Consider the following 22,409-nt stretch of genomic DNA (forward strand, 5'->3'; position numbering starts at 1 on the left):
TTTCATTTATGGATCGAGCCTCCCACGCCGGCACCGAGTTCCGCTGCAATGTCGGCCTCGGTGCCGGCACAAAGCGGATGGCCCCAGCCGGAAGCGCTTTTGCCGCCGGGGTCGAGATCGTAGACAATGGCGTCCTTGCGATTGGGGTTGACGCCTGCGGGAACCTTGTCGAGGCCGAGCGCGGCCCGGATGCGCCAGGCGACATTGTGATCGGCGCATGAGGAGTCCCCGGAAACGCCGAGGCCGCCCACGATGCCCTTGCCGTCGTAAAGGGCAAGCCCGCCGCCAAACACCACGACGCCTCCGATCGGCTTGCCGACCAGCGGATCGCTCGCGCTTCCGAAGGTTTTGGGATCGCCCGCATAAGCCGCGGCCTGGTTGACGGGATTGGTCGCCTGCAAGCCAAACAGCGGCCCGCCCGGCTGCACTCCCGCGTAGAGATTGGCCGTCGACAGCGCCATCTGAGCCAGGCTGAGGCCGTTGGCCGTGTTGGCTTTCTCCGCTGCGATCAGCCGGCTGCCCGGCCATTGCGAATCGACGGCAGGTCCACTGAACGCAACCGCGCAGACAGTGCCGTCGCGGGCAATGATCGCCGCCCATTCATTGGTGTCAAAGCCGCCATTGGCCGGTCCGCCGCTTGCCTTCACATTGGCCTTGAGGGTTGTAAGCAGCTTGTCGTGATCGGCCGGGCAGGGCTGCTGCGCCATGGCCTTGTCGGCGTGGAACAGGTCAGCCATCAGCAACAGCAGACCAAAGACAGGCACCAAAAGCTGACGGCCACACATCGTCCTGCGCATTCGTTCGACACCAAAAGAGCACCCTGCAAACCCGAAACAGGAGGGTGAGTTCAACGCGGTCGGTGCGTAACTCGCAGAATGCTTCTATGTTCCTGCGTTGGAAAAATTCGTGCAGCTGGATTGGAACGCTAGCCGTTCACGGCGCCTGCGGCGAGCACCTGAAACGCGAAAACGGGGACCGCGGAGGCACTCGCCTCTCCGCGACAAGGCTGTTGCCTTGCGAGGGCGTTCACCACCGACCTGTTCCAGGCTTGTCGCCGAACGTCGCTGCTCCCGCAACGACGTTCGGCTCTCAACTAACCCTTACGTGAGCGTTTGGCGGCGCGCTCTGCCGCGGCCGGAGCTTCCTCGATGTCGGCCGCGCCTCCGAAATCCACGTTCTTGGTACGACCGGCTCCCGGACCGGCACCCAGGTCAGCGCCTGTAGTCGGATCGGAAGCGGGATCGGAAAGAGTACGCTCGGCCATCTTGGCCACCACCTTCATGTCTTTGGCGCCCAACTTGACGGTCGCTAGGCCGTCTCCGCCATCGACGGGCATCACCTGTTCGAGATCATCGATCCGATCCCACTCTTCGCCCGAATTCCATGGGCCATTGACGTCGCCGTCGCCCTGAGAGGTGTTGACGTACATGCTGGCGAACTTTTCGACGCCCGGGAGCTTGCCTGACGGGAAATTGTTTTCGATCGCATAGAGTGCTTTCTCAAACGACTTCTGGTGAGCAATCTCGCGCGTCATCAGGAAGCCGAGCGCGTCCTTGATGCCCGGGTCGTCGGTGATGTTGATGAGGCGTTCGTAAACGATTTTGGCGCGCGCTTCGGCGGCGATATTGGATCGCAGGTCCACCGTAGGCTCGCCGCGCGAGTCGACATAGGCGGCGGTCCAGGGAACGCCGGCTGAGTCGCAAAGCGCGGGAGCGCCGCCGAACAGAATCGATTCCTTGGCCGTTGTACCGCTGGCGCCGATCATCAGGTAAAGGTCCGCTTCTTTCATTTGGCCCTCGGCAAGTTGTGCCTTGAGCCCCTTGTTCAGCATGGTGACGATCGATCCCACCACTTCGAGGTGGCTGAGTTCTTCGGTCGCGATATCCAGCAACATGTCGCGACGGCCAAGATCGTCTTCGCCAAGCCCCTGCGTGAAATAACGCATCGCCGCGGCAAGCTCGCCATCGGCGCCCCCGAACTGCTCCATGATCATGCAGGCCAGGCGGGGATTGGGCTCCGAGACGCGAACGGTGTATTGCAGGCGCTTGTTATGCATGAACATGGACATTTCTCCGGTTAAAACGTCCGAACATCCCCGCAAGACGATTGTTCCCTCAGCGGCTGACTCCTGGCCCGTTTTCTGTTTCGATGACCGATCCCAGCCGATGGTGTCGTCGGCCCTCCCCATAAGCGCGTGAAGGCAATGGTCTTTTTTACGAGCGATACGCATTTCAACGATCCACGCATCCTCCGGATCGATCGCCGGCCGTTCGGGTCGCTGGCCGAGCACGACGAGGCGCTGATTGCGCGGTGGAACGAGACTGTCGGCCCCGAGGATGAAATCTGGCACCTTGGCGATTTCGCGCGCCTCGGCAAGTCGAGCGTCGAAGCACTGCTGGCCCGCCTAAACGGCCGCAAGAACCTCATCGTCGGCAACAATGATGCTTCCGAAACAACGGCTGCGGGCGGGTGGAACAGCGTCCAGCACTATAGGGAGTTCATGCACGAGGACCAGCTCATCGTGTTGTGCCACTATCCGTTCCGGACGTGGAACCGGATGGGCAAGAAGTCGATAAACCTGCACGGACATTCGCACGGCAAATTGAAGCCGCTGACACGCCAATATGATGTCGGTGTCGACAGCTGGGACTTCCGGCCCGTTCCATTGCCCATCTTGCGCGGCAAGCGCGGCTCGGTCTCGCGGCTGAAATGAAGAGAGATCGGTGAGCGAGGCTGGCCGTTGCCCGTTCACTTTCGATCCAGCACCTTGCGGATCTTCTCGGCCAATTCGTCGATCGTGTAGGGCTTGGTCAAAAGCTCCGTTCCAAAATCGAGCGTACCGTTGTGGACAATTGCGTTGCGCGTGTAGCCGGTGGTGTAGAGCACTTTTAGCGAGGGGTGCGCTTGTTTGACCTGGTCGACCAGTTCGCGGCCCGACATCTCTGGCATGACCACGTCAGTGAACAGAAGCGAGGGCACTTGCCCGTTTTGAACAGCCGCCAGCGCCTCCCTTGGCCCTTGCATTTCCAACACGGAATAGCCCAGTTCCCGCAGCGCTTCCGCGGCCATCAGCCGGACGCGATCTTCATCCTCGACGACCATGATGATCTCGTCCGCACTGCCGGGGTGCTCGCCCGCCACGGCCTCGGTTTGGCTGTCGAGCACTCCGCCGTGCGAACGCGGCAAGTAAATTTTCAAAGTGGTTCCGATACCCTGCTCGGAATAGATCTTCACGCTGCCGCCCGACTGACGAACAAACCCATAGACTTGGCTCAGCCCCAGCCCGGTGCCTTTGCCGACCCCTTTGGTGGTGAAGAACGGATCGAAGGCTCTGGCCAAAACGTCAGCAGTCATGCCGGTTCCGGTATCCGTAACGGCTATCATTACGTACTGGCCGGAGGGAATAGCGTTCTCCCTGCCATAGCGATCGTCGATGTGGGTGTTGGATGTCTCGATCGTCAGCTTTCCACCGCTAGGCATGGCATCCCGTGCGTTGACGCAAAGGTTGAGCAGCGCGCTTTCCAATTGCCCTGCGTCGGCCTCCACATGCCATAGTCCCGCGGCGAGCACGGTCTCGATCTGGATGGTCTCGCCAAGCGTCCGGTTCAGCAATTCGCTCATGCCGGAGACAAGGCGATTTGGATTCAGCCGCTTCGGCGCCAGCGGCTGCTGGCGGGAAAAGGCAAGCAGCCGCTTGGTAAGTTCCGCCGCGCGCTGTGCTCCATCTATCGCGCCGGTCACGAATTGGTGGACGTTGGTGTCGCCGTTTCTGAGCTTGCGCTGCACAAGATTGAGGCCGCCGATGATGACAGCCAGCATGTTGTTGAAGTCGTGCGCGATACCACCGGTGAGCTGTCCGACAGCTTCCATCTTCTGGGCCTGGCGCAGGTGCTCTTCTGCTCTGGTGCGTTCGGCAACTTCGTCTATGACACGCTGTTCGAGCGTGCCGTTGAGTGTCTGCAGCGCCTTGAACAGTCGGGAGTTGTCGATTGCCGTCGCGGCATGGCCCGCAAGCCCCAGCAACGCCGTCTCTTGCTGTTCGGCGAAGACGCCGGTCTCTGAATGACCAAAGAAGAGGCCGCCCAGCACCTCGCCCGAACGCGAGACGACCGGTACGGCAAGATAGGAACGCACCGGCAGATGGCCCTCCGGCATTCCCTTGCGGGGCCAGTTCTTTCCGTAACGCGGATCGGCGAGTATATCGTCGGAGCGCACGACGCTTGTCCCGCGGAATGTGGGCTCGAAAACCGCGGTGTTGCGCGGCATGGGGAAATTTTCGAATGCGGACCGAGGTGCCCCGGACAGGGCGTAGAGCATATAGCTGTCGCCCTTGTCGTCGATCACATTGTAGAAGAAGGCTCCGAATTGTGCGCCCGACAGTTCTACGCCGGCATCGGTGACTGTCTGGACGATCCGCTCCACGTCAAGCTCGGCCGCCACGGCGGCAGCGGTGGCGTTCATCAACTGGAGCTGATGCTCCACCCGTTTTCGCTCGGTGACATCCACGACGGTGCCGATGAAGCGAACCGCGCGGCCGGACTGGAAAATCGATTCCCCCGTTGCGGCAATCCAGCGCTCCTTGCCGTCCCGCAGGCCAATGGTCCGGTATTCGATGTCGTAGCGCGAAGAGGTGCCTGGCGCGAGCGCTTGGCGTACGGCCTCGTCGGCCCGTGCTCGATCCTCTGGATGGAGGCCCGCCAAGAATGCGCTTTCATATGTCACCTCCGCGTCCGGCGGCAGCCCAAAAAGGGCTTTGCAGCGATCGTCCCAGCGCAGCACCCTGGTTACGGGATCGTAGTCCCAGGTGCCGATAGCGGCCGCGTCGGTGGCAAGCCTCAGCCGCTCCTCGCTCGCCCGGGCCGCCTGTTCCGAGCGAACGCGTTCGATGTGAGCCCAGGACCTCTCCGTCACCTCGGTCAGCAAGGACAGTTCGCGTTGCGACCAGACGCGAGGCTGCTTGTCATGGATGGCCATCAGGGCGGTCAGCCGGCCCTGTTTGACCAGAGGCATGCAGATGGTTGCCGTTATGCCGATATCCTGAAAGGTCTTGGCCTCCTCGGGAGCAATTTCCGCAAGGTTGTTGTTGATGATAAGCGGCCGATTGGCGCGAAGATTGGTGACTGCCAGGCGACCGAAATCGGCAAGACTGTAATACCCCCTGATGCTTGGCGAGCCGGGTGCGCTCCAGTCGCCGCGAATAGTGAAATGGTCCTGGTCCTGCTCCATGTCGGCGTAGGCGCAAATCGAGACGCCCAGGTGTTCACCGAGGAGACGAGTGGTGATCCGCATGACGGCGTCGGCATCGGCCGCGAGGGCAATCTCCCTGCCGAGGCGGTCCAGAAAGGCGAGACGCTCGGCGTTCTCGCGCAGGGCGTTCTCGGCGCGAAGCCTCTCTATCGCGGTACGCGTCCGGTCCGCCACCTCCGAGATGAGGGCGATCTCCTCGGTCGCCCAACGTCTGGGCGCGGAGTGGTTCAGGTATAGCAGCGCCACCAACCCTCCATGCTCGGTAACGGGCATGTTGATGACGGATTGAGCGCTGATGGCTTTGAGGGCATCCGCATGGCCGCTGGTTCGCGGGTCTGTCTCGGCGTTCTCAAAGACGACGGTTTCGCCGCGCTTCAAATCGTCGATGTACGAACCGTAGTTCCTGAAATTCAGCGTCCCGGCCAGGCTTTTGATGCCGGGTGCGTTCCAATCCCTGTCGATGGTGATGGTTTCATTCTCAAGATCGATCGTGCCGTATCCGGCTCGGCTGATGCCAAAATGGTGCCCCAGCAGTTCCGCGGCTGCGTAGGCCAGTTCTGCAGGATCCGTAATCTCGCGAATCCGGTCGCCCAGCGCTGCCAAAAGCTCGAAGCGCTGCAGTTCAGACTGACGACCGCGTGAAGTGTCCCCCATCTCGCCCCCGTTTTTGCCCGGACTGAATAATGCGGTGGACGGCCAAGAGTTCCCTTAAAGGACGGCACGTTCTGACCGACGTGACGGCTGCGAGCCCGACACTGGCCACATCGGCTCTGCCGATGACGGTCTTCCCTCATGAATCCTTATTTGGGTACATCATAGTTTAATGACACGTGGTGCGCCGCGTCGCATAAACGTCGGACCAGCGGACATGTGACGAGCTCCGCTGCCTGGGAGCGACGATCGCACTCTCGCGCGTTTGGAGACGCTGATGCTTGACCGAGCCACTCGCACGAACACGGAAGCTCTCTACCCGAATGACCTGGACACTCTTCGCGCGGTTTTCGACGCAATGTGCCAGGAATTTGCCGTTCTGCCGGACAGCACGGCGGCCCATTCCATCGCCAGGGAACTTGTCAGGCTTTTCCAGACCGGAATGACGGAAGCGGCCATGCTGATGGTTGCCGTGCGTGCGCGGTGGCAAGGCGATTGGAAAATGGAACACAGCAGCGCTGCCTGACGTTTGATGGCCAGGCGTGCCGATCCATGGCGCCACCGACAGCAGCGCCCGAGCTGAGGCGCATGTCTCAACTCAACGAGGCCAATCCAACTCGATCCAGGCTGGTGCGTGATCGCTCGGCTTTTCCCATCCTCGCACCGCAACATCCACGCCCGCGCCACCCAGCCGCTCCCTGAGCGAGGGGCTCACGAGAAGATGGTCCATGCGAAGGCCGGAGCTGCGGTCGTAGCCGCCCCGGTAGGAGAAGTTCCAATAGGTATAGACACCCCTTTCGGGCTGGATCAGCCTGACTGCGTCGATCCAGCCCTCGGCAAGCATCTCGGCGTAAGCTTGCCGGCTCTCCGGAAAGTAGACGGCGTCACTCAGCCATCGAGCCGGCACCGCGGCGTCGATCGGCGCGGGCACAACATTATAGTCGCCGCAGAGCACGCTGGCAGGCGAGTCCCTGATCAGGAGCCGTCCGTAGTCGATCAGCCGCTCGAACCAGCGGAGCTTGTAATCGAACTTCGGACCGGGTGCTGGGTTGCCGTTGGGCAAGTAGAGACAGCCGACGACAAGCCCGTCGATGTCCGCCTCGATGTACCGGCTGTGCGTATCGTCGACGTCACCCGGCAAACCGCGGCGACGTTCCTGCGGCTGCTTGCCTCGCGCGAGAATGGCTACGCCATTATAGGACTTCTGCCCATGCCATATCGCTCCGTAGCCGGCGTTCCTGATGGCCTCGGCCGGAAACTTCTCGTCCGATGTCTTTAATTCCTGAAGACAAACAATGTCGTACTGCGTCTCGCCCAGCCATTTGAGCAGAACCGGCAACCGCCCGTTGACGCCGTTCACATTGAAAGTCGCGACCCTGATCATCTTCGAGGCGATCCACTCATGGTGCTCTCCATTCGGTGAGTTCATCTTGACAATCAGCATCAACCACCAATCGCCAAGAAGGTTTCGACGCGAACACAGACAGATCCGCCGCGCCCATGCTCATGGAGAGCTTATTTCCAAGCTGTTGAACCGGCTGTGCAGCGTTGTCGGTGTCTGGCGGAACAAGCTGTGGCCCCGAAGGTTGGGGGCACGCAGACAGGTTCCAACAGGCACGGGCATGGCGTTCGACAGAGAGGATGCGAAACTCGCGGCCGGACTGCTTGTCGCGGCATTGGCGGCACTGGCGGGATACAACGCCGTCCGCGCCAGACGGGCGATCGCCGCCCGGGCATACGGACGTGTGATGGAGATCGGTGGTCTGCGCCTGCATTTTATCGAAGCCGGATCCGGCATGCCGCTGCTTCTGCTGCATGGCAACGGATCGATGGCGGAGGATTTCAAATGGAGCGGCATCTTCGATGAGGCGGCAAAGACCTACCGGGTACTCGCATTCGACCGTCCCGGCTTTGGGAGAAGCTCACGGTCGCGCCGGCGCTGGTCCGCTGGCGACCAAGCCGACCTCATACATGCCGCCGTCAACAGGCTCGGTATAGAGAAATATCTCGTGCTTGGACATTCCTGGGGAGCTTGGATCGCCCTCGAGCTGGCGCGCAGGCATTCTCCATCCGTCGCCGGCATCGTGCTGGTCTCAGGCTACTACTATCCACCACCGCGGCTGGATCTTGCACTGGCCGCGCTGCCGGCATTGCCTGTGATCGGCACCGTGTTTCGTCACACCTTGCTGCCGCTGCTGGTGAGGCATGCCTGGCCTTGGGCAATGGGGAAGATCTTTCAACCAGCGGCAATAGCGGGCGATTTCGCCGCACTCGCAAAAGATGTCGCCAGCCGGCCATCGCAACTGCGGGCGGTTTGTTTCGAGTCGGCGTCGATGCTGGGCGCGGCTCTGTCGAGGAAGGCCAGCTATAGGGACATTGCCGTGCCTACCGGCATCCTGGCGGGAGCCGGCGACCGCTTGTTCGACGCGGAACGGGATGCGCGACGCCTGCATGCGGAGATCTGTGGCTCTCTCCTTGAGGTCATTCCGGACACTGGCCATATGGTTCATCAGAGCGCCCCGCAGGCCGTGGTCGGCATGTTGCACGCGATTGCAGGACGGCACGCCATGTCCGAAAGGCCCCGTCGGCGGCGGCTCGAGCCGTGTGCCGAGGAGTTCGAGGCAGGTCCGGCCTCGCAGAGGTTCCAGGCGGGCGACAAGTGATGCCGTTTGCACGAACCGTTCAAACGGGGTTCTCAACATGAGTGATCAAGCCGACATGCAGTCGGTACTGCACCAGAACATACAGGCTCTGGTCGAGCAGAGGCGACAACAGGAGGAGCACAGGTGCGCATTGTGCCATTTCGCGCTTCGCGGGAAGCATGACTTTCGTCTATCTGCATCTCGCAATTCTTGCCGCCTGGGTTGTTGCGAACCTTGGCGTGATACCAACCCTTCCAGCCTGGGACCCAACGTTTGTGATCCTGGCCATGGTCGCCTCTGTCGAGGCAATCTTCCTGTCGACCTTCGTGCTGATCAATCAGAACAGAATGGCCGAACACAGTGAGCGCCGAGCGGAGCTGGATCTACAGATCAGCCTTCTCAACGAACATGAAACCACTCGACTGATCGAGATGATGGCCGCCTTGACGGCGCGTCTGATTGTCCCGACCCCGGTCTCATTGGCTGAGCTTTCGGTCGAGTTCGTCCAGCAGTGACCGATGCTCGCTGGGCATGTCCGCATCAGTTGGCAAATCCAGCAATTGGCGCAACTGGCGACGACTGGCATCTGATGAAATCCACTGACGAATGAGACGGGCTATGACCTTCTGTTGTGCCTTGCCGATTTCTTCCATGTTATGCACCCGAACTTTGTCCGCGGCTCGAACTCGGCGGGTCTTCGATGGTTCCCCGGTCGGGTGCAGAACCGAGGCGAGTTGAACAACAGTCTGCAGGCGACACGGCTTACTGCGGCCCGATGGCCGACCTATCGAGGATGCCCAGCGGGTGCGGACACGTGGCAAAGACCGTGCGCCGTGGGGGTGGTGGGCTGATCACCTTGGCTGCATCAGAAAAGCTATTTCATCAATTTGACCTGAAGCGAGAGGCTCAGCCAGGTTGCGAATAGCAGCATCGGAACTGGGCGTCGGCAAAGTCGACGTGGGCCCCGAAGCCGTTGCGATCACCTTGCGTAAGAAGCCGATGGCGTCCCTATGGCGCAACAGGAAGGCGCTGGGCCTGGATACCGAAACGGCCGCTTGATTTTCAGGCGATCAGTCCAGGCCTCGGACGCCGATGCAGTCCGCCTGGCACTTGGCGCCGTGCGCGCCGCCCAGTCGGGTGACGTGATTTGCCCGAACCCGTGAGCATCGGCGATCTCATGGTCACGGGCACGCGCGACATTAACCCGCGCCCGTTCCGGCATGCTTGGAATCCGGCTGCAGTCAACTGCGCCTTGCGGCCACACCGCATATGGCGGATTCGCGCGGACTACCGGCTCCAGATCGTGTGGGAAGTTCGGCACCTCGACAGGCATTCAGCGGTCGGCTCCGCTCTCGTGAGTGACTGCCGGAAATATCTCGGCAACCTCGATCATGATGTCTTCACGAAACGAGGCGCGAATCCTCTTTTATGACCAAACTTGGTGCTGGGACCAATGTTCCCGCTCCACGCCCAACGTGCCGAAAGCCACTTGGGGCAGCGCAAGTTGCGCTCTGCGCGAATATGTCTGATCATGTGAAGTTGGGCAGGAGAATTGGATGGCGATAAGTCGGCTAAACGGCGCGCAGCCCTCTGTTCCTAGATTGAGGGACATCGACACCGCGGCCACGGCTCACCCGCGCACTGCTTTGCCCACCGTAGCGACCGTCGTGACAGTGGTCGCCGCGTTGTATTTCGGCCGCGAGGTATTCCTGCCGATCGCGATCGCGCTGCTGCTGACTTTCGCGCTTGCGCCGGTGGTTTCGGCGCTCAAACGGATTGGCATTCCCCGCCTTGCCGCCGTCATCTCCAGCGTGCTTGGTACCTTCGCAGCGCTCGCCTTCTTCTCCTTCATTGTCGTTACGCAAGTCGGGGAACTGGCGCAGAATGTTTCGCTTTACCAAACAAATATCCTGGCCAAGGTCAGGTCGCTCAAGGAAACCGGCGTCGGCGGCGGCATCATCGCCAGATTGACCGGGGTGATCGAGCGCGTCGGCCAGGAGATCAACAAGCAGGAGCCGGCCCAGCCAGCAGCCAGCCAGCCTCAACGCGAGCCGGTTCCCGTTGAGATCGTGTCACATGAAAGGCCGCTCGAGATCCTGCAAAATTTGATCGCCCCGCTTGTCAGTCCGCTGGCGTCGGCGGGGCTCATCATCGTCGTCGTCATTTTCATGCTGCTTGAGCGCGAGGATCTTCGCGATCGCTTCATACGGTTGGTCGGCTACGGCGATCTTCACAGAACCACCGAAGCGCTTCAGGACGCCGGCAAACGGCTCGGCCGCTATCTGCTCATGCAACTGGTCGTGAACATCTTGTATGCCGTCCCCATCTCGATCGGGCTGTGGATCCTTGGGATCCCCAATGCGCTGTTATGGGGTTTGCTCGCATTGGCGCTGCGCTTCGTTCCCTATATCGGTCCTGTCATCGGTGCACTGCTGCCCTTGTTCCTTGCCCTGGCCGTGGCGCCCGGGTGGTCGCTCCTACTGTGGACAGCCGCGCTGTTCGTGATCATGGAAGTCATCACCGGCAATGTCATCGAACCTTGGCTCTACGGATCGCGCACAGGGCTTTCTCCCTTGGCCGTCATCGTGGCAGCGATTTTCTGGACCTGGCTCTGGGGACCTCTCGGTCTGGTCTTGTCTACTCCGCTCACGGTCTGCCTTGTCGTGCTGGGCAGGCATGTGACGCAGTTCGAGTTCCTCGACGTCCTGTTCGGTAACGAACCGGTGCTCGAGCCGCATGCCCGGCTGTATCAGCGCCTGCTGGCCGGCGATCCAGAAGAAGCCACGGACCACGCCGAGGAAATTCTCGAGGAACAATATCTGGTCGAGTTCTACGGCAAGGTCGCGGTTCCCGCCCTTCTGCTGGGCGAACAGGATCGGGTCAGGGGCGTGATGGATGATCACCAGCTGCGGCAGCTGGCTGCCAGCGCCCAGACCTTGGTAGCCAATCTTGACGACAGCGCTCACGAGGAAGCGGAGGAGGACGATCTCGCCCCGGGCGAGGCGTCCGGCTCGGAAAAGGAGAAGGCAATCGACGCGGAAGCCGGACAGGACGTAGAGCTCCCAGACGGCACAGGCCTGACCGTGCTTTGCGCCGGCGGGCGCGGCGAACTCGACGACGCGGCCGCCGCGATGCTGGCGCAGATCTTGCTGATCCAAGGCGCGGCGACGTCGAAGGCCAGTTTCGTAGATCTGCATCCGGCGGGCATTCGCCGGCTGGAGCTGGGAGGGCTCAACGCTGTCGTGATCGGGTTCCTGAACCGCAACTCCGTCAAACATGCACGTTTTATGGTGCGCCGCATAAAACGTATCAATCCAGCGATACGGGTGGGCGTGGTGTTCTGGGGAGGAAACGGCGAAGATCACGGCGAGACAGCCGGTAAAACGGGCAATGACATCAATGCCGATTTCATCGCGCTCGACATGGTCGCCGCGGTGACCGGAGCGCTATCGAGGGATCCTGCGGTGGCGCTGAAGGCCGTTGCCAAGCGGCGTGCTCGTCGCAGGCCGCCGGCACGCAAAAAAGACGCCCTAGTGCCGGCCAAATGAGCTGGAGGAGGGCGCTCCGGCCTGTCGGATTCAGGAAAATGGGCTTCGGTGACCGTGCCTTGGGAGGGTGCAGGTCGTTCAAGGCATCGTTCCGGCTTGATGGGCCGTCATGGCGGCCATGTTCTCGTTCAGGTGGGCCATGATCCAAACCGATCCCAGGACCACCAGCGCAACGATCAGCACGCCGAAGGCCAGGGCGAGAATGTTGTTGGTGTTGTCCGGCCCGGTGGTCAGGTGCAGAAAGAAGACGAGATGCACACCCATTTGAGCGACCGCGAGCACCACCAGGGCCGAGATCACCGCCGGCTGGTAAATCAGGTCGGTTTGAGCCGCCAGGAATGACGCGATCGTGAGCAGGATGGCCAGGCCGTAGCCGATCACATAGCCCAACAGCCCTCCAGCCACTTCGTGCTCGGTTATGCGTTCCTCGCCCGGTGCGGAATCGCGGCGATCCTGCATCTCGCCGGGCCCGCTCTCGATGTCGGTCATGGCGATGCTCCCAACAGATAGACCAGGGTGAAGATGGCGACCCAGATGATGTCGAGTGCGTGCCAGAAAAGCCCGAAGCAGTGGAGCCGCCGCAAAATGTCCGACCGAAAACCCTTGACCCACAGCTGCGCCATCATCGTGCCCAGCCAGAGCAGGCCGAGCCCGACATGGGTGCCGTGGCAGCCAACGAGGGCAAAGAAGGCTGATAGAAATGCGCTGCGCGAAGGCCCCGCCTGCTCGCCGATCATCGCCGCGAATTCCTGCACCTCTAGAAACAGGAAGGCTGCCCCGAGCAATCCGGTGACGAGCAGCCAAGCCTGCGTGGCAGCCATCGATCTGCGATCGGTCGCGAGCGTTGCCAGGCCACCGGTGAAGCTCGACGTGAGCAGAAGGCCCGTCTGCACCGCAACGCGGGTGGGCTCGAACAATTCCTTGCCGGTCGGTCCGCCGGCGGTCGCCTTGGCAAGCACGGCATACGCCGCGAAGAAGGCCGAGAATATGATGATGTCAGACAGCAGAAAGATCCAGAAGCCATATGCCACGGTGACGAATTTCGACGCCGGGCCGCCTTCTCCGTGGCCGGTCGCGGAGCGCACGCCGTACCGGCCGCCGTGAACAAGCCGATAGGGGTCTCGTGTCTGGGTGCCCGCGCCGAAGTCGCCGGGTAAAGCGTGATCGCTCATGTCGGGCGCTCCCTTCTGCGCAACCAGGCAAACTGCGCGGCCTTGCGGCCCTCGTCGATGCGCGCGACCTCTTCGGCGGGAATCTCATAATCCCCATGATCGCGCCAGGCGAAGACGACGAAGGTTGCGTAGGCGCCGATGAAGCCGACGATTGCCAGCCACCATATGTGCCAGATCAGCGCGAAGCCGATCAGCGTGCTGAAGAAGGCGGTGACGAAGCCTGTCGGGCTGTTGCGCGGCATCTCGATAGGCTCGTATGCTTCCTCCGCATCGGGCCTCTTCTCCTCCCTTGCTTGTTGCTTGATGCCCCAGTAGGGCTCTTCATCCTCGACGTAAGGCAGCCGCGCGTAGTTGAAGATGGGGGGAGGGGAGGATGTCGACCATTCCAGTGAACGCCCGTCCCATGGATCGCCTGTCTCGTCGCGAAGTTTATCGCGATGTCGGATCGAAACGGCCAGTTGCATGATCTGCAGTGCGGCGCCGGCGATCATCACCAGCACGCCGAACGCGGCCACCACCAGCCATGGCGCCCACAGATCCATATCGATATGTTGCAGGCGCCGCGTCATGCCGAGCAGACCGACGATATAGAGCGGCACGAAGACCAGCATGTAGCCGGCCAAGGTGACCCAGAATGCGGCCTTGCCCCAGCCTTCGTGCAAGCGGAAGCCGAACGCCTTGGGAAACCAGTAGGTGAAGCCGGCGAACGCGCCGAACAGCACGCCCGAAATGATGACATTGTGGAAATGCGCCACGAGGAAAAGGGAATTGTGCAGCACGAAATCGGCCGGTGGGACGGCAAGCAGAACGCCAGTCATGCCGCCGACGGTGAAGGTGGTCACGAAGGCCAGCGCCCAAAGCATCGGCGTGTCGAAGCGGATACGCCCGCCATACATGGTGAAGAGCCAGTTGTAGATCTTCACCCCGGTGCCGACGGCGATGACCGACGTGGCAATGCCGAAGGCGGCGTTGACGTCTGCTCCGGCGCCCATGGTGAAGAAGTGATGCAGCCAGACCATGAACGAGACGATGCAGATGAACATCGTGGCCGCGACCATCGAACGGTATCCGAACAGCGGCTTTGACGAGAATGTCGAGAAGACCTCGGAGAAGATGCCGAAGGCGGGAAGCACCAGAATGTAGACCTCGGGATGGCCCCAGGCCCAGATCAGGTTGACGAACATCATCTGATTTCCGCCGGCTTCGTTGGTGAAGAAATGGAAGCCGAGATAGCGGTCCAGCGTCAGCATCGCCAGCGTGGCGGTGAGGATCGGGAAGGCGGCGACGATGAGCAGGTTGGACGCGAGCGAGGTCCAGCAGAACATCGGCATTCGCAGGTAGCCCATACCAGGCGCACGCATCTTGAGGATGGTCGTCACCAGGTTGACGCCGGTAAGCAGCGTGCCGACGCCGGAGATCTGGATCGACCAAAGATAGTAATCGACACCGACGCCCGGCGAGTAGGTTGTCTCCGACAAGGGGGCATAGGGCAGCCAGCCGGTGCGCGCGAACTCACCGATGACAAGCGAGATGTTGACCAGCAGGGCTCCGGAAGCCGTCAGCCAGAAGCTGACGGAGTTGAGCGTCGGAAAGGCTACATCGCGTATGCCAAGCTGCAGCGGTACGGCGAAATTCATCAGGCCGATCATGAAAGGCATCGCCGCGAAGAAGATCATGATCGTGCCGTGCGCGGAGAAGATCTGGTCGTAATGCTCCGGCGGCAGGTAGCCCGGCCCGTGGATCGCCAGCACCTGTTGCGTGCGCATCATGATGGCATCGATGAAGCCACGCAGAAGCATGAGCATCGCCAGCACAATGTACATCACGCCGATGCGCTTGTGGTCGACCGAGCTTATCCACTCGTTCCACAGATAGGGCCAGTAGCCCTTCACCGTTATCCAGCCAAGCACGGCGGCCGCTGCCAGAAAGACGCCGAGAGCCGCGACGAGCGGGATGGGTTGATCGAAGGGAATGGCCGACCAGTCGAGCTTGCCCAGCATCGTCATTGCGCCCCTTCTGCCTGTGGATGATGCCCGGTCGCCGCCGCCGCCGCGGGCAATGCCTTTGGGCTCACCTGTGGCTCGCCGCCGGCTGCACTTTCAGCGGGCCCCGGACCCGGGGGCAATGTCTGCTGAGCGACGGCATCGAACAGCCCGGGCTGAACATGGCCGAACGTGGACGGCGCCACGTTGGTGCTTTGCCGGGCGAGCTCGCGATAGGCATTGGCGTTGAGCACGCCGCCGCCGCCGCGCAGCGACGACGCCCAGCGGGCGAAGGCATCGGCTGACACTGCGCTCACGCTGAAATTCATGTCCGAGAAGCCGTCGCCGCTGAAGTGCGCCGACTGGCCGTAAAAGCTGCCCTCGCGGTCGGCCTGCAGATGCAACTCGGTCTGCATGCCGTTCATGACGTAAACCATGCTGCCAAGCTGGGGCACGAAGAACGTGTTCATCACGCTGGCCGAGGTCAGCTTGAAATGCACTGGAACGCCGGCGGGGATGACCAATTGATTGACCGCGCCCACGCCCTGCTCGGGATAGAGGAATAGCCATTTCCAGTCGAGCGCCACCACCTGGATGTCAAGCGGCGGCTGCGCGGAAGGGATCGGCTTGCGCGGATCGAGCTGGTACGATCCGTAATAGATCAGCCCGCCAAGGAAAAAGATGGTGAGCGTCGGGATCGACCAGACGATCAACTCGATGCGCCCCGAATAGGTGAACTCCGGGTCATAGCGCGCGTTGCTGTTCGAGGCGCGGAATTTCCATGCGAAGGCCAGGAGCGCAACAAGCGTCGGGACAACGATCACCAGCATCACCGCCAGTGAGTTCAAGAGGATCGTGCGGTTGCCCGAGCCAATGGGTCCTTGCGGGTCGAGCACACCTCCCGCGCAGCCGGGGAAGAATGCGATTGCCGGGACCCAGAACAGTTGCCGCCCCGGCTTGGGGCTGGATGGCAACAACACTGGCTCGCCCAGCAATCCTGGAGAGGACGCGTCCTTGGGGCGCGCGTTCTTCGCGCTTTCCATCTGACCTCTTCCCGTGATGCAACTTCAAGGCACGGCCGGACGCCGCCCTCCGCCGGACGCCCTAACCGGCGCCTCCCGAGTTTGTTCCGCCGGTCCATGCCATTGGTGATCATGCCCGGCTTCGGCGCAAAAGTGGAGGTCAAGACCGGGTGGCGAAGACCGCTGGGGCCTTATTGTCGTTTCCTCGGCGAGACGCCCGCCGCACCGCTAACCCGTTTTCCCCGCCGGATAGACACCCTCCAAAACATCATTGAAATGGCGGCTGACGGCCTTGTTGCACTCGCACGCGAGCGAGCGCAGTCCTTCTGGATTGCGCACCGCAAGCCGAGATCGCCTGGTTTCGATACCGACAGCATCTTCCGTGCAAGCCGGATGCCGGCCCTTCGGTCCCAAAACGAGACACATCTAAGGCCAGTGTTGCCCCGGGTTACAGCGCAATACCTGGTTTTAGTCTACAAGATCTTTGCGTAGGGGTTTCCTGGGCACGGTGGACCGTCTGGGAACTAGGGGCAGATATGAGGAAGGTAGCCCGTCGATTTCGGTCGACGGGTTTTCTTTTGGAACATCGACCAGGGAATGCCGGTTCGCGTGTGCGGCTTCCTGCTTTCCCTCCCAACACGCCGCAATCAGAGTGTCCGGTGCTCCGAGACAGGCCTGCTCGACCCCGGGCGGCGGGCCATATCGGTGGAGTTGACCGTTGGCGGGTAAAGCCGCCGCCCGTTTCCTGCCTGGCTCAATTAAATGGCTGAATTTCAAACCGACCCATTACCAACCGGCGCATTGACGCGCGACCCTTTCGCTGCAAGGATATATTAACGATTTGTTTACCAGGCGCCAGTCACCGCTGGGAACTTGGGGGGATTTTGGAACCGTTTCTGGGTACGAACCGCCTCAATTGGGATGATCGGGCCGAACTGCATTCGACCGACACAACAGGCAGCTATCACATCGAAAATGTGCTGGCAGGCGGATCCAATCTTTATGAACTGGAGACGGAGGAGGTCGGTGATATTGTCGGCAAAGACATCGTCCATTTGCAATGTCATATTGGGCTCGACACGATCAGCTTGAAGAATCTCGGCGCGGGCAGCGTGACCGGTCTCGACTTTTCACCGACGGCGATCGCCGCTGCGCGGGATTTCGCTGCGAAGGCAGGCACTGAGGTGCGCTTCGTCGAGGCGCCACTGTTCGAGGCAGTTGAAGCACTCGGCCGGACCTTCGACGTCGTTTATGTTACCTGGGGCTCGGTAAACTGGCTGGACGACGTGTTCCGCTGGGCGCGGGTTGTTGCTGATCTCCTGCGACCCGGCGGCAGGCTCTATATGGCCGAGGGCCATCCGTTGATGTTTCAATGTGATCGCAAGGCCGCGGCGCTGGAGTTTAAGCACGATTGGCGAACGCCTACAGCTCTGCCGCTCACATGGAACGAGGAACGGACCTATACTGGCGACGACCGCATTTTGAAGCATTCTCGCTATTATGAGTGGATTCATCCGATCAGCGACGTGGTGAACGCGCTGATTTCAGCTGGGATGACGCTCGATTTTCTGAATGAGCATGACACGGTTTCTTGGCAGCACTTTTCATTCGCGGTGAGAGCCGGCAAGGATATGTACGGCTTACCCAACAACTCTCCCAAGATCCCAATGGCCTACTCCATTGGCGCGACTAAGCGAAGCGTCGGCAAGATACCATACCTTGTTGCTCCCAAAACGATTGCGGACCACTGTTAATCCAGTTTTGCACTGTCATCCCCTGGGCACGATCACCCGGACCCGGGGATCATCCCCGCCGACACGTTGCCTCATTGAGTGGCCGCTGGGTCCAATCGCCTCCGGCGACGTGCCAGAACGACCTCCGCGGTCGGACAGTGCAAAGTTTTCAGAACTGTGAAGTTCAAAATTAATTAATGAAAGCTAATGTTCTATCGGCGGATAGATCCGAGAATCTGAACAACACAGGGGAGTCTCACCCTATTGGCTCTTTTCGGCGCTAGGTTCGGCGGCATAAAGGATGCTGTTTTTTCCTCGGCAAACATCCCGGCCGCAATGGCGGTCTTGGTTATTGCGATTAGCGCAGCGTATGCGGACCACCAGAACAAAATCGTTTCGGACCAAACCGCTCGTGCGGATGTTCTGGTCAAGGTCAATCTGATCCGCGCCAAGCTAGAAGGGAACATCAACGGAAACCTTCAACTCGTGCATGGACTGGTCGCGACGGTCGTGACTGAACCCTATATGGGACAGCAACGCTTCGCCTCGCTCGCGAGCAACCTGTTTGGCGGCGACTCGCAATTGAACAATATTGCTGGCGCGCCCGATCTGGTCGTTTCCTTAATGTACCCTCTGAAGGGCAACGAGAAAGCGGTGGGCCTCGATTACCGAATGGACGATCGGCAGCGCAACGCCGCGCTGCGGGCACGAGACGAGCGCAAGTTGATTCTAGCCGGTCCGGTCGACCTGAAGCAGGGCGGCCAAGGCTTCATCGGCCGTTTTCCGGTTTTCGTGCCGAGCGCGGGCAATACTGAAAGATTCTGGGGCATCATTTCCGCCGTTGTCGACGTGCAGCGCCTTTACAGGGCAAGCGGCCTGTTTGACGATGATCTCGGGATTGACGTCGCGCTCATCGGTAAAGACGCCCTCGGCCCGCGTGGAGATCAATTCTTCGGCAATATCGGCGTCCGCAAAAGCAATCCAGTGACGGCCGAAGTTCTGCTCCCCTCAGGTTCCTGGCAAATAGCGGCCATCCCCAAAAGCGGCTGGCCTTCGACACCTAGCAACGCGTGGTTCTTGCGCGCGATCATGGCCGCGGCCGGGGCGCTGGTTGTGATCCCATTCTTGGTCACCAGTCGTCTGATTGGCGAGAGGCAGCGCAATTATGCGGAACTGCGTCGATTGTCGAGACGCCTCGAACTCGCTCTGGAGGCGTCGGCTATTGGCGTTTGGGAACACGATCTCGCGACCAATGATCTGTCCTGGGACGACCGCGTCAACGAAATATACGGCAAACCCAGCGATGGAGGACCTCGCGGCTACTCGGATTGGGCGGGGGCAATTCACCCCCAGGATTTAGCCGGCGCCAACGCAGATTTCGACCGTGCCGTGGCCAGCCGCGGAACATATTCGTCGGAGTACCGGATTATTCGTTCGGACGGCGAGATTCGTCATGTCCGAGCCAAGGCGACGATATACCAGGCTCCAAACGAGACGGCCAAAATGATTGGTGCGGAATGGGATGTAACAGCCGACGTTTTGCTGAATACCGATCTGGTTCGCGCAAAACAGCTGTCTGAGTCGAAAAATGCGGAACTCGGGGCAGCCAAGGCGCGCATAGAGCATATTGCGCTTCACGATTCGCTGACCGGTCTGCCCAACCGTCGTTACCTCGACCAGATGTTGGAGGAGTACACAGCAAATGCAAAGCGTGATGGGTGCTATGCGGCCCTGCTTCACATCGACTTGGACCGGTTCAAGCACATCAACGATACTCTTGGCCATGCCGCGGGTGACGCGATGTTGGTACACGCATCTGCCGTCCTCCGATCCAAGGTCGAGAATGGGGGATTCGTCGCTCGGATCGGAGGAGACGAATTCGTCGTCCTGTGCACGGTGAATGACGATATCAAGCAACTAGCGCTGCTGGCTGACCGCATCATCAGTCAGATGGGCGAACCCGTCTACTACCGCGGTCACCGATGCCGTTTTGGTGTCAGCGTGGGAATTGCAGTCGACAACCGAAAAGACGCCGAAGCCAAGCACCTGCTGATGAACGCCGACATCGCGCTTTACCGAGCAAAAAGTCGTGGGCGCAATCGACACGAATTCTTCACTGAGGCGATGCAAAGCGAAATCGTCGACACAAAGCAGATTGCCGATGAGCTGCTTGGCGGCCTCGAGCGTAACGAGTTCATAGCCTTCTACCAGCCCCAATTTAGCGCAAAAACGCTCGAAATTGTCGGAGTCGAGGCCCTTGCGCGATGGAGACACCCAAAGGAGGGTATTTTAGCGCCGGATGTCTTTCTAAAGATTGCAGAAGAACTAAATGTCGTGTCGACGATCGATCGAACCATACTGAACCAAGCGCTTTCAGATTTCCAAGGCTGGTCTGCTGCGGGTCTTCATATACCGCGCGTATCGGTCAACGTTTCGGCACGGCGGCTTCAGGACGAAGAACTCATAAAGAGCTTGAGAGAACTAAATATCAAGAAGGGAACAGTTTCGTTCGAGCTTGTTGAATCCATTTTCCTTGATGAAAACGACGATTTGGTGACTTGGAATGTCGACCAGATCAAGCAACTGGGCATTGATATAGAGATAGATGATTTTGGCACCGGCTATGCCTCCATAGTCAGCCTGCTCAAGCTACAGCCTCGCCGACTGAAGATAGATCGGCAGCTGGTCATCCCAATTGTCGAATCGCCGCAACGAAGGCAGGTTGTCTCGTCGATCATCGAAATTGGCAAGTCCTTGGGTATCGAGGTTATAGCGGAAGGCGTCGAGACGATGGAGCACGCACGCGTGCTCAAGGGGTTGGGGTGCGATATACTGCAGGGTTATGCCTTTGGGCAGGCATTGGATTCCGACCGCCTGAAGGTCTTGGTTCGCTCTCGGCGTCTGCGTGCGGCCAGCTGAGTGATAGCTGCTGCGTTTGCTGCCTGCCTGCTTCGCATATACTGGAACCGCGGACGTTGACGCTAGCGCCTTCGCCTATACATCGTGTCAGAAGGCAATATCTCGCTCCCCGCAATCTGGATCTACAAGGACGTGACAACATACCGGCTCTGGGCGAAAACGGTCGTACCGGCTACCTGCTTGGCGGAATGGCAGCTGTCCGGTCCAGATCGCCCAAGGCCGCCAGTCTGCTCACGGCCAAGCGGTCATTCAACAGTTCTACAATTCGTGATTGACTGGGGTTCTTGGAAGTTTTTCGAAATTTCTGGGTGGCGCCTCAGTCCGAATTGCGGTTGCTTTTGAACAAAGTGGGACACTAGATTCGGTTTTAGGAAGCTTTGAAGGCATCGACTTCTTGCACATACGCCAGATTGCGTGTCAGCACGAAGTCCCACGCTTGCTACCTTTGAACGGCAGCTTTGAGCCACAAGGAGACCGTCCTCGCTTGGGTTGCAGGCCACGCAAGGCCTATGAAATGGTCCCGGCTGCGTCTCGCTGCAGTCCACTGCCCGGAGGTTGAGAGAAACACTCCTCTCTCGCTTGCGTCCGCAGCAACTAAAAATGCCCGGTTGGAAATCTCACATGTCTGTCCTACCTCCTCAGGACCGCTCGCTCGAGACCTTCTTCTTACCATCGGGAATTGATCGCGGTGCGGGGGCATTTTCCCGTGGATATCAAAACTGCCGTTCAATTGGCGCCATCGCCGTAGCGGCGTTCCAGCGCATCGGCTATGCGCTCGCAAAGGAGCTCCGCAGTATCAGTCGTGAGGTGGAGACGAACGTGGCCTCTTTCGGGGTCAACGAGTTCAACAAAGATCCCGGAATCGGATTGTCCGGGCTGATCCAAGACGTCCTTGACGACAAAATCGACTGTCTTGTCCAATTGTTTGGCCCTAAATGTTTCGCAATCCCACCGGTTCTACAGGCGGCTTCCCGGGAAGCCCAAGTCTGTTTCGATGATTGTGTGCGTAGTACTCGGCAAGAGCCTGCGTCGCGAACACTTCGACCGTTGACTCGCCACTCTCAACGACACGGACGATCCACCGGTTCTCGACTGTTTAACCCGCACCCCGTTTGGTTCTCCACCCACCATCCCCGTTCTCGGTTTGCGCGACGCGAGATGCTTCGCGTTTTCTTCAGAGAAGAACATCCATACTTGAGCAGCGTCAATCTAATATTTTGTGATTGCAGATCCAAATCGAATTGATGACATGGGACGAAGCGCCCCTTTCTTAGTTGGCGGTTATCCCCACGTTAAACCCGTTGTTACGAGGCGCCACCCACCTCCAGGCGGCAGCACCGGTCCTGTAGTGTCCCACCGGATGAACTCGACTTCCTTCCCGGGGCTCGCCGCACGGTGTTCAACAGCACCTCGTGCAGGACGCGCAGGTTGGGTGTTCTGGCTGGATCCTGAAGAACAGCTGGTGGCGGTCCGGGAAGCGGCGCTAATTGAGG

At 60.2% G+C, this 22,409-nt stretch carries 17 protein-coding genes; 7 read left to right on the forward strand and 10 right to left on the reverse strand.

The window, feature by feature from the left end:
• Window positions 1–2: 2 nt before the first annotated feature.
• Together MESOP_RS21600 and MESOP_RS21605 are read right to left on the reverse strand one after the other, a co-directional pair.
• Complete coding sequence (locus tag MESOP_RS21600; RefSeq protein ID WP_224729884.1) at window positions 3–737, reverse strand: heme-binding protein; 735 nt, start codon at window positions 735–737, stop codon at window positions 3–5.
• Window positions 738–1,093: 356 nt separating this feature from the next.
• Entirely contained in the window at window positions 1,094–2,062 is a 969-nt protein-coding gene (locus MESOP_RS21605; protein WP_013895473.1) for a manganese catalase family protein, read from the reverse strand.
• Between the two features lie 141 nt (window positions 2,063–2,203).
• Here MESOP_RS21605 and MESOP_RS21610 point away from each other — a divergent pair, with 141 nt between their 5' ends.
• Entirely contained in the window at window positions 2,204–2,713 is a 510-nt protein-coding gene (locus MESOP_RS21610; RefSeq protein WP_013895474.1) for a metallophosphoesterase, read from the forward strand.
• Between the two features lie 35 nt (window positions 2,714–2,748).
• Here the strand turns inward: MESOP_RS21610 and MESOP_RS21615 are convergent, their stop codons facing one another.
• The gene (locus MESOP_RS21615) at window positions 2,749–5,901 is read right to left on the reverse strand and encodes a GAF domain-containing protein (protein WP_013895475.1); all 3,153 of its coding nucleotides are present in this window, start codon (window positions 5,899–5,901) and stop codon (window positions 2,749–2,751) included.
• 274 nt (window positions 5,902–6,175) lie between these two features.
• On the opposite strand from MESOP_RS21615, the gene MESOP_RS21620 reads away from it, so the two are divergent.
• Entirely contained in the window at window positions 6,176–6,424 is a 249-nt protein-coding gene (locus tag MESOP_RS21620; protein ID WP_013895476.1) for a hypothetical protein, read from the forward strand.
• 72 nt (window positions 6,425–6,496) lie between these two features.
• Here the strand turns inward: MESOP_RS21620 and xth are convergent, their stop codons facing one another.
• On the reverse strand, window positions 6,497–7,282 hold the full coding sequence (xth, locus tag MESOP_RS21625) for an exodeoxyribonuclease III (RefSeq protein ID WP_041164910.1): 786 nt from the start codon (window positions 7,280–7,282) through the stop codon (window positions 6,497–6,499).
• Between the two features lie 46 nt (window positions 7,283–7,328).
• Here xth and MESOP_RS21630 point away from each other — a divergent pair, with 46 nt between their 5' ends.
• Window positions 7,329–8,561 (forward strand): alpha/beta fold hydrolase, encoded by a 1,233-nt coding sequence (locus tag MESOP_RS21630; RefSeq protein WP_245264930.1) that lies wholly within the window; start codon window positions 7,329–7,331, stop codon window positions 8,559–8,561.
• 158 nt (window positions 8,562–8,719) lie between these two features.
• Window positions 8,720–9,055: a DUF1003 domain-containing protein gene (locus MESOP_RS21635; protein ID WP_224729887.1), complete on the forward strand. Its 336-nt coding sequence runs from the start codon at window positions 8,720–8,722 to the stop codon at window positions 9,053–9,055.
• On the opposite strand, the gene MESOP_RS35770 is transcribed toward MESOP_RS21635, so the two are convergent.
• Window positions 9,017–9,193, reverse strand: a complete 177-nt coding sequence (locus MESOP_RS35770) for a hypothetical protein (protein WP_167313568.1) — start codon at window positions 9,191–9,193, stop codon at window positions 9,017–9,019. The two genes, MESOP_RS21635 and MESOP_RS35770, sit on opposite strands and share 39 nt — an antisense overlap.
• Before the next feature lie 903 nt (window positions 9,194–10,096).
• Here MESOP_RS35770 and MESOP_RS21640 point away from each other — a divergent pair.
• The gene (locus MESOP_RS21640) at window positions 10,097–12,088 is read left to right on the forward strand and encodes an AI-2E family transporter (protein WP_013895479.1); all 1,992 of its coding nucleotides are present in this window, start codon (window positions 10,097–10,099) and stop codon (window positions 12,086–12,088) included.
• 78 nt (window positions 12,089–12,166) lie between these two features.
• Here the strand turns inward: MESOP_RS21640 and cyoD are convergent, their stop codons facing one another.
• From cyoD to cyoA, 4 genes are read right to left on the reverse strand one after another with little or no spacing between them, the layout of a single operon-like run.
• On the reverse strand, window positions 12,167–12,577 hold the full coding sequence (gene cyoD / locus MESOP_RS21645) for a cytochrome o ubiquinol oxidase subunit IV (RefSeq protein WP_013895480.1): 411 nt from the start codon (window positions 12,575–12,577) through the stop codon (window positions 12,167–12,169).
• Entirely contained in the window at window positions 12,574–13,260 is a 687-nt protein-coding gene (locus MESOP_RS21650) for a cytochrome (ubi)quinol oxidase subunit III (protein ID WP_013895481.1), read from the reverse strand. Before MESOP_RS21650 ends, cyoD begins: the two co-directional genes overlap by 4 nt.
• A complete protein-coding gene (gene cyoB / locus MESOP_RS21655) occupies window positions 13,257–15,260 on the reverse strand; it encodes a cytochrome o ubiquinol oxidase subunit I (RefSeq protein WP_041164913.1) in 2,004 nt (667 codons plus the stop codon). Before cyoB ends, MESOP_RS21650 begins: the two co-directional genes overlap by 4 nt.
• Window positions 15,261–15,262: 2 nt before the next feature.
• A complete protein-coding gene (gene cyoA, locus MESOP_RS21660; RefSeq protein ID WP_013895483.1) occupies window positions 15,263–16,285 on the reverse strand; it encodes a ubiquinol oxidase subunit II in 1,023 nt (340 codons plus the stop codon).
• A gap of 863 nt (window positions 16,286–17,148) precedes the next feature.
• Between cyoA and MESOP_RS21670 the strand changes: the two genes are divergently transcribed.
• Window positions 17,149–18,018 (forward strand): class I SAM-dependent methyltransferase, encoded by an 870-nt coding sequence (locus tag MESOP_RS21670; RefSeq protein WP_013895484.1) that lies wholly within the window; start codon window positions 17,149–17,151, stop codon window positions 18,016–18,018.
• A 315-nt stretch (window positions 18,019–18,333) separates the two neighbouring features.
• Window positions 18,334–20,916, forward strand: coding sequence for a bifunctional diguanylate cyclase/phosphodiesterase (locus MESOP_RS21675; protein WP_041164916.1), 2,583 nt, complete (start codon window positions 18,334–18,336; stop codon window positions 20,914–20,916).
• Window positions 20,917–21,642: 726 nt separating this feature from the next.
• Here the strand turns inward: MESOP_RS21675 and MESOP_RS21680 are convergent.
• Entirely contained in the window at window positions 21,643–21,837 is a 195-nt protein-coding gene (locus MESOP_RS21680) for a hypothetical protein (protein WP_041164214.1), read from the reverse strand.
• Between the last annotated feature and the right edge of the window lie 572 nt (window positions 21,838–22,409).

The sequence above is a fragment of the Mesorhizobium opportunistum WSM2075 genome (assembly GCF_000176035.2).
In the GTDB taxonomy this organism is placed as follows: domain Bacteria; phylum Pseudomonadota; class Alphaproteobacteria; order Rhizobiales; family Rhizobiaceae; genus Mesorhizobium; species Mesorhizobium opportunistum.

What these genes read in the sequence shown, in the direction of transcription:
- MESOP_RS21600 (WP_224729884.1), bottom strand. Translation starts at nt 737, where the DNA reads ATGGCTGACCTGTTCCACGCCGACAAGGCCATGGCGCAGCAGCCCTGC.
- MESOP_RS21605 (WP_013895473.1), bottom strand. Translation starts at nt 2,062, where the DNA reads ATGTTCATGCATAACAAGCGCCTGCAATACACCGTTCGCGTCTCGGAG.
- MESOP_RS21610 (WP_013895474.1), top strand. Translation starts at nt 2,204, where the DNA reads ATGGTCTTTTTTACGAGCGATACGCATTTCAACGATCCACGCATCCTC.
- MESOP_RS21615 (WP_013895475.1), bottom strand. Translation starts at nt 5,901, where the DNA reads ATGGGGGACACTTCACGCGGTCGTCAGTCTGAACTGCAGCGCTTCGAG.
- MESOP_RS21620 (WP_013895476.1), top strand. Translation starts at nt 6,176, where the DNA reads ATGCTTGACCGAGCCACTCGCACGAACACGGAAGCTCTCTACCCGAAT.
- xth (WP_041164910.1), bottom strand. Translation starts at nt 7,282, where the DNA reads ATGATCAGGGTCGCGACTTTCAATGTGAACGGCGTCAACGGGCGGTTG.
- MESOP_RS21635 (WP_224729887.1), top strand. Translation starts at nt 8,720, where the DNA reads ATGACTTTCGTCTATCTGCATCTCGCAATTCTTGCCGCCTGGGTTGTT.
- MESOP_RS35770 (WP_167313568.1), bottom strand. Translation starts at nt 9,193, where the DNA reads ATGGAAGAAATCGGCAAGGCACAACAGAAGGTCATAGCCCGTCTCATT.
- MESOP_RS21640 (WP_013895479.1), top strand. Translation starts at nt 10,097, where the DNA reads ATGGCGATAAGTCGGCTAAACGGCGCGCAGCCCTCTGTTCCTAGATTG.
- cyoD (WP_013895480.1), bottom strand. Translation starts at nt 12,577, where the DNA reads ATGACCGACATCGAGAGCGGGCCCGGCGAGATGCAGGATCGCCGCGAT.
- MESOP_RS21650 (WP_013895481.1), bottom strand. Translation starts at nt 13,260, where the DNA reads ATGAGCGATCACGCTTTACCCGGCGACTTCGGCGCGGGCACCCAGACA.
- cyoB (WP_041164913.1), bottom strand. Translation starts at nt 15,260, where the DNA reads ATGCTGGGCAAGCTCGACTGGTCGGCCATTCCCTTCGATCAACCCATC.
- cyoA (WP_013895483.1), bottom strand. Translation starts at nt 16,285, where the DNA reads ATGGAAAGCGCGAAGAACGCGCGCCCCAAGGACGCGTCCTCTCCAGGA.
- MESOP_RS21675 (WP_041164916.1), top strand. Translation starts at nt 18,334, where the DNA reads ATGGCGGTCTTGGTTATTGCGATTAGCGCAGCGTATGCGGACCACCAG.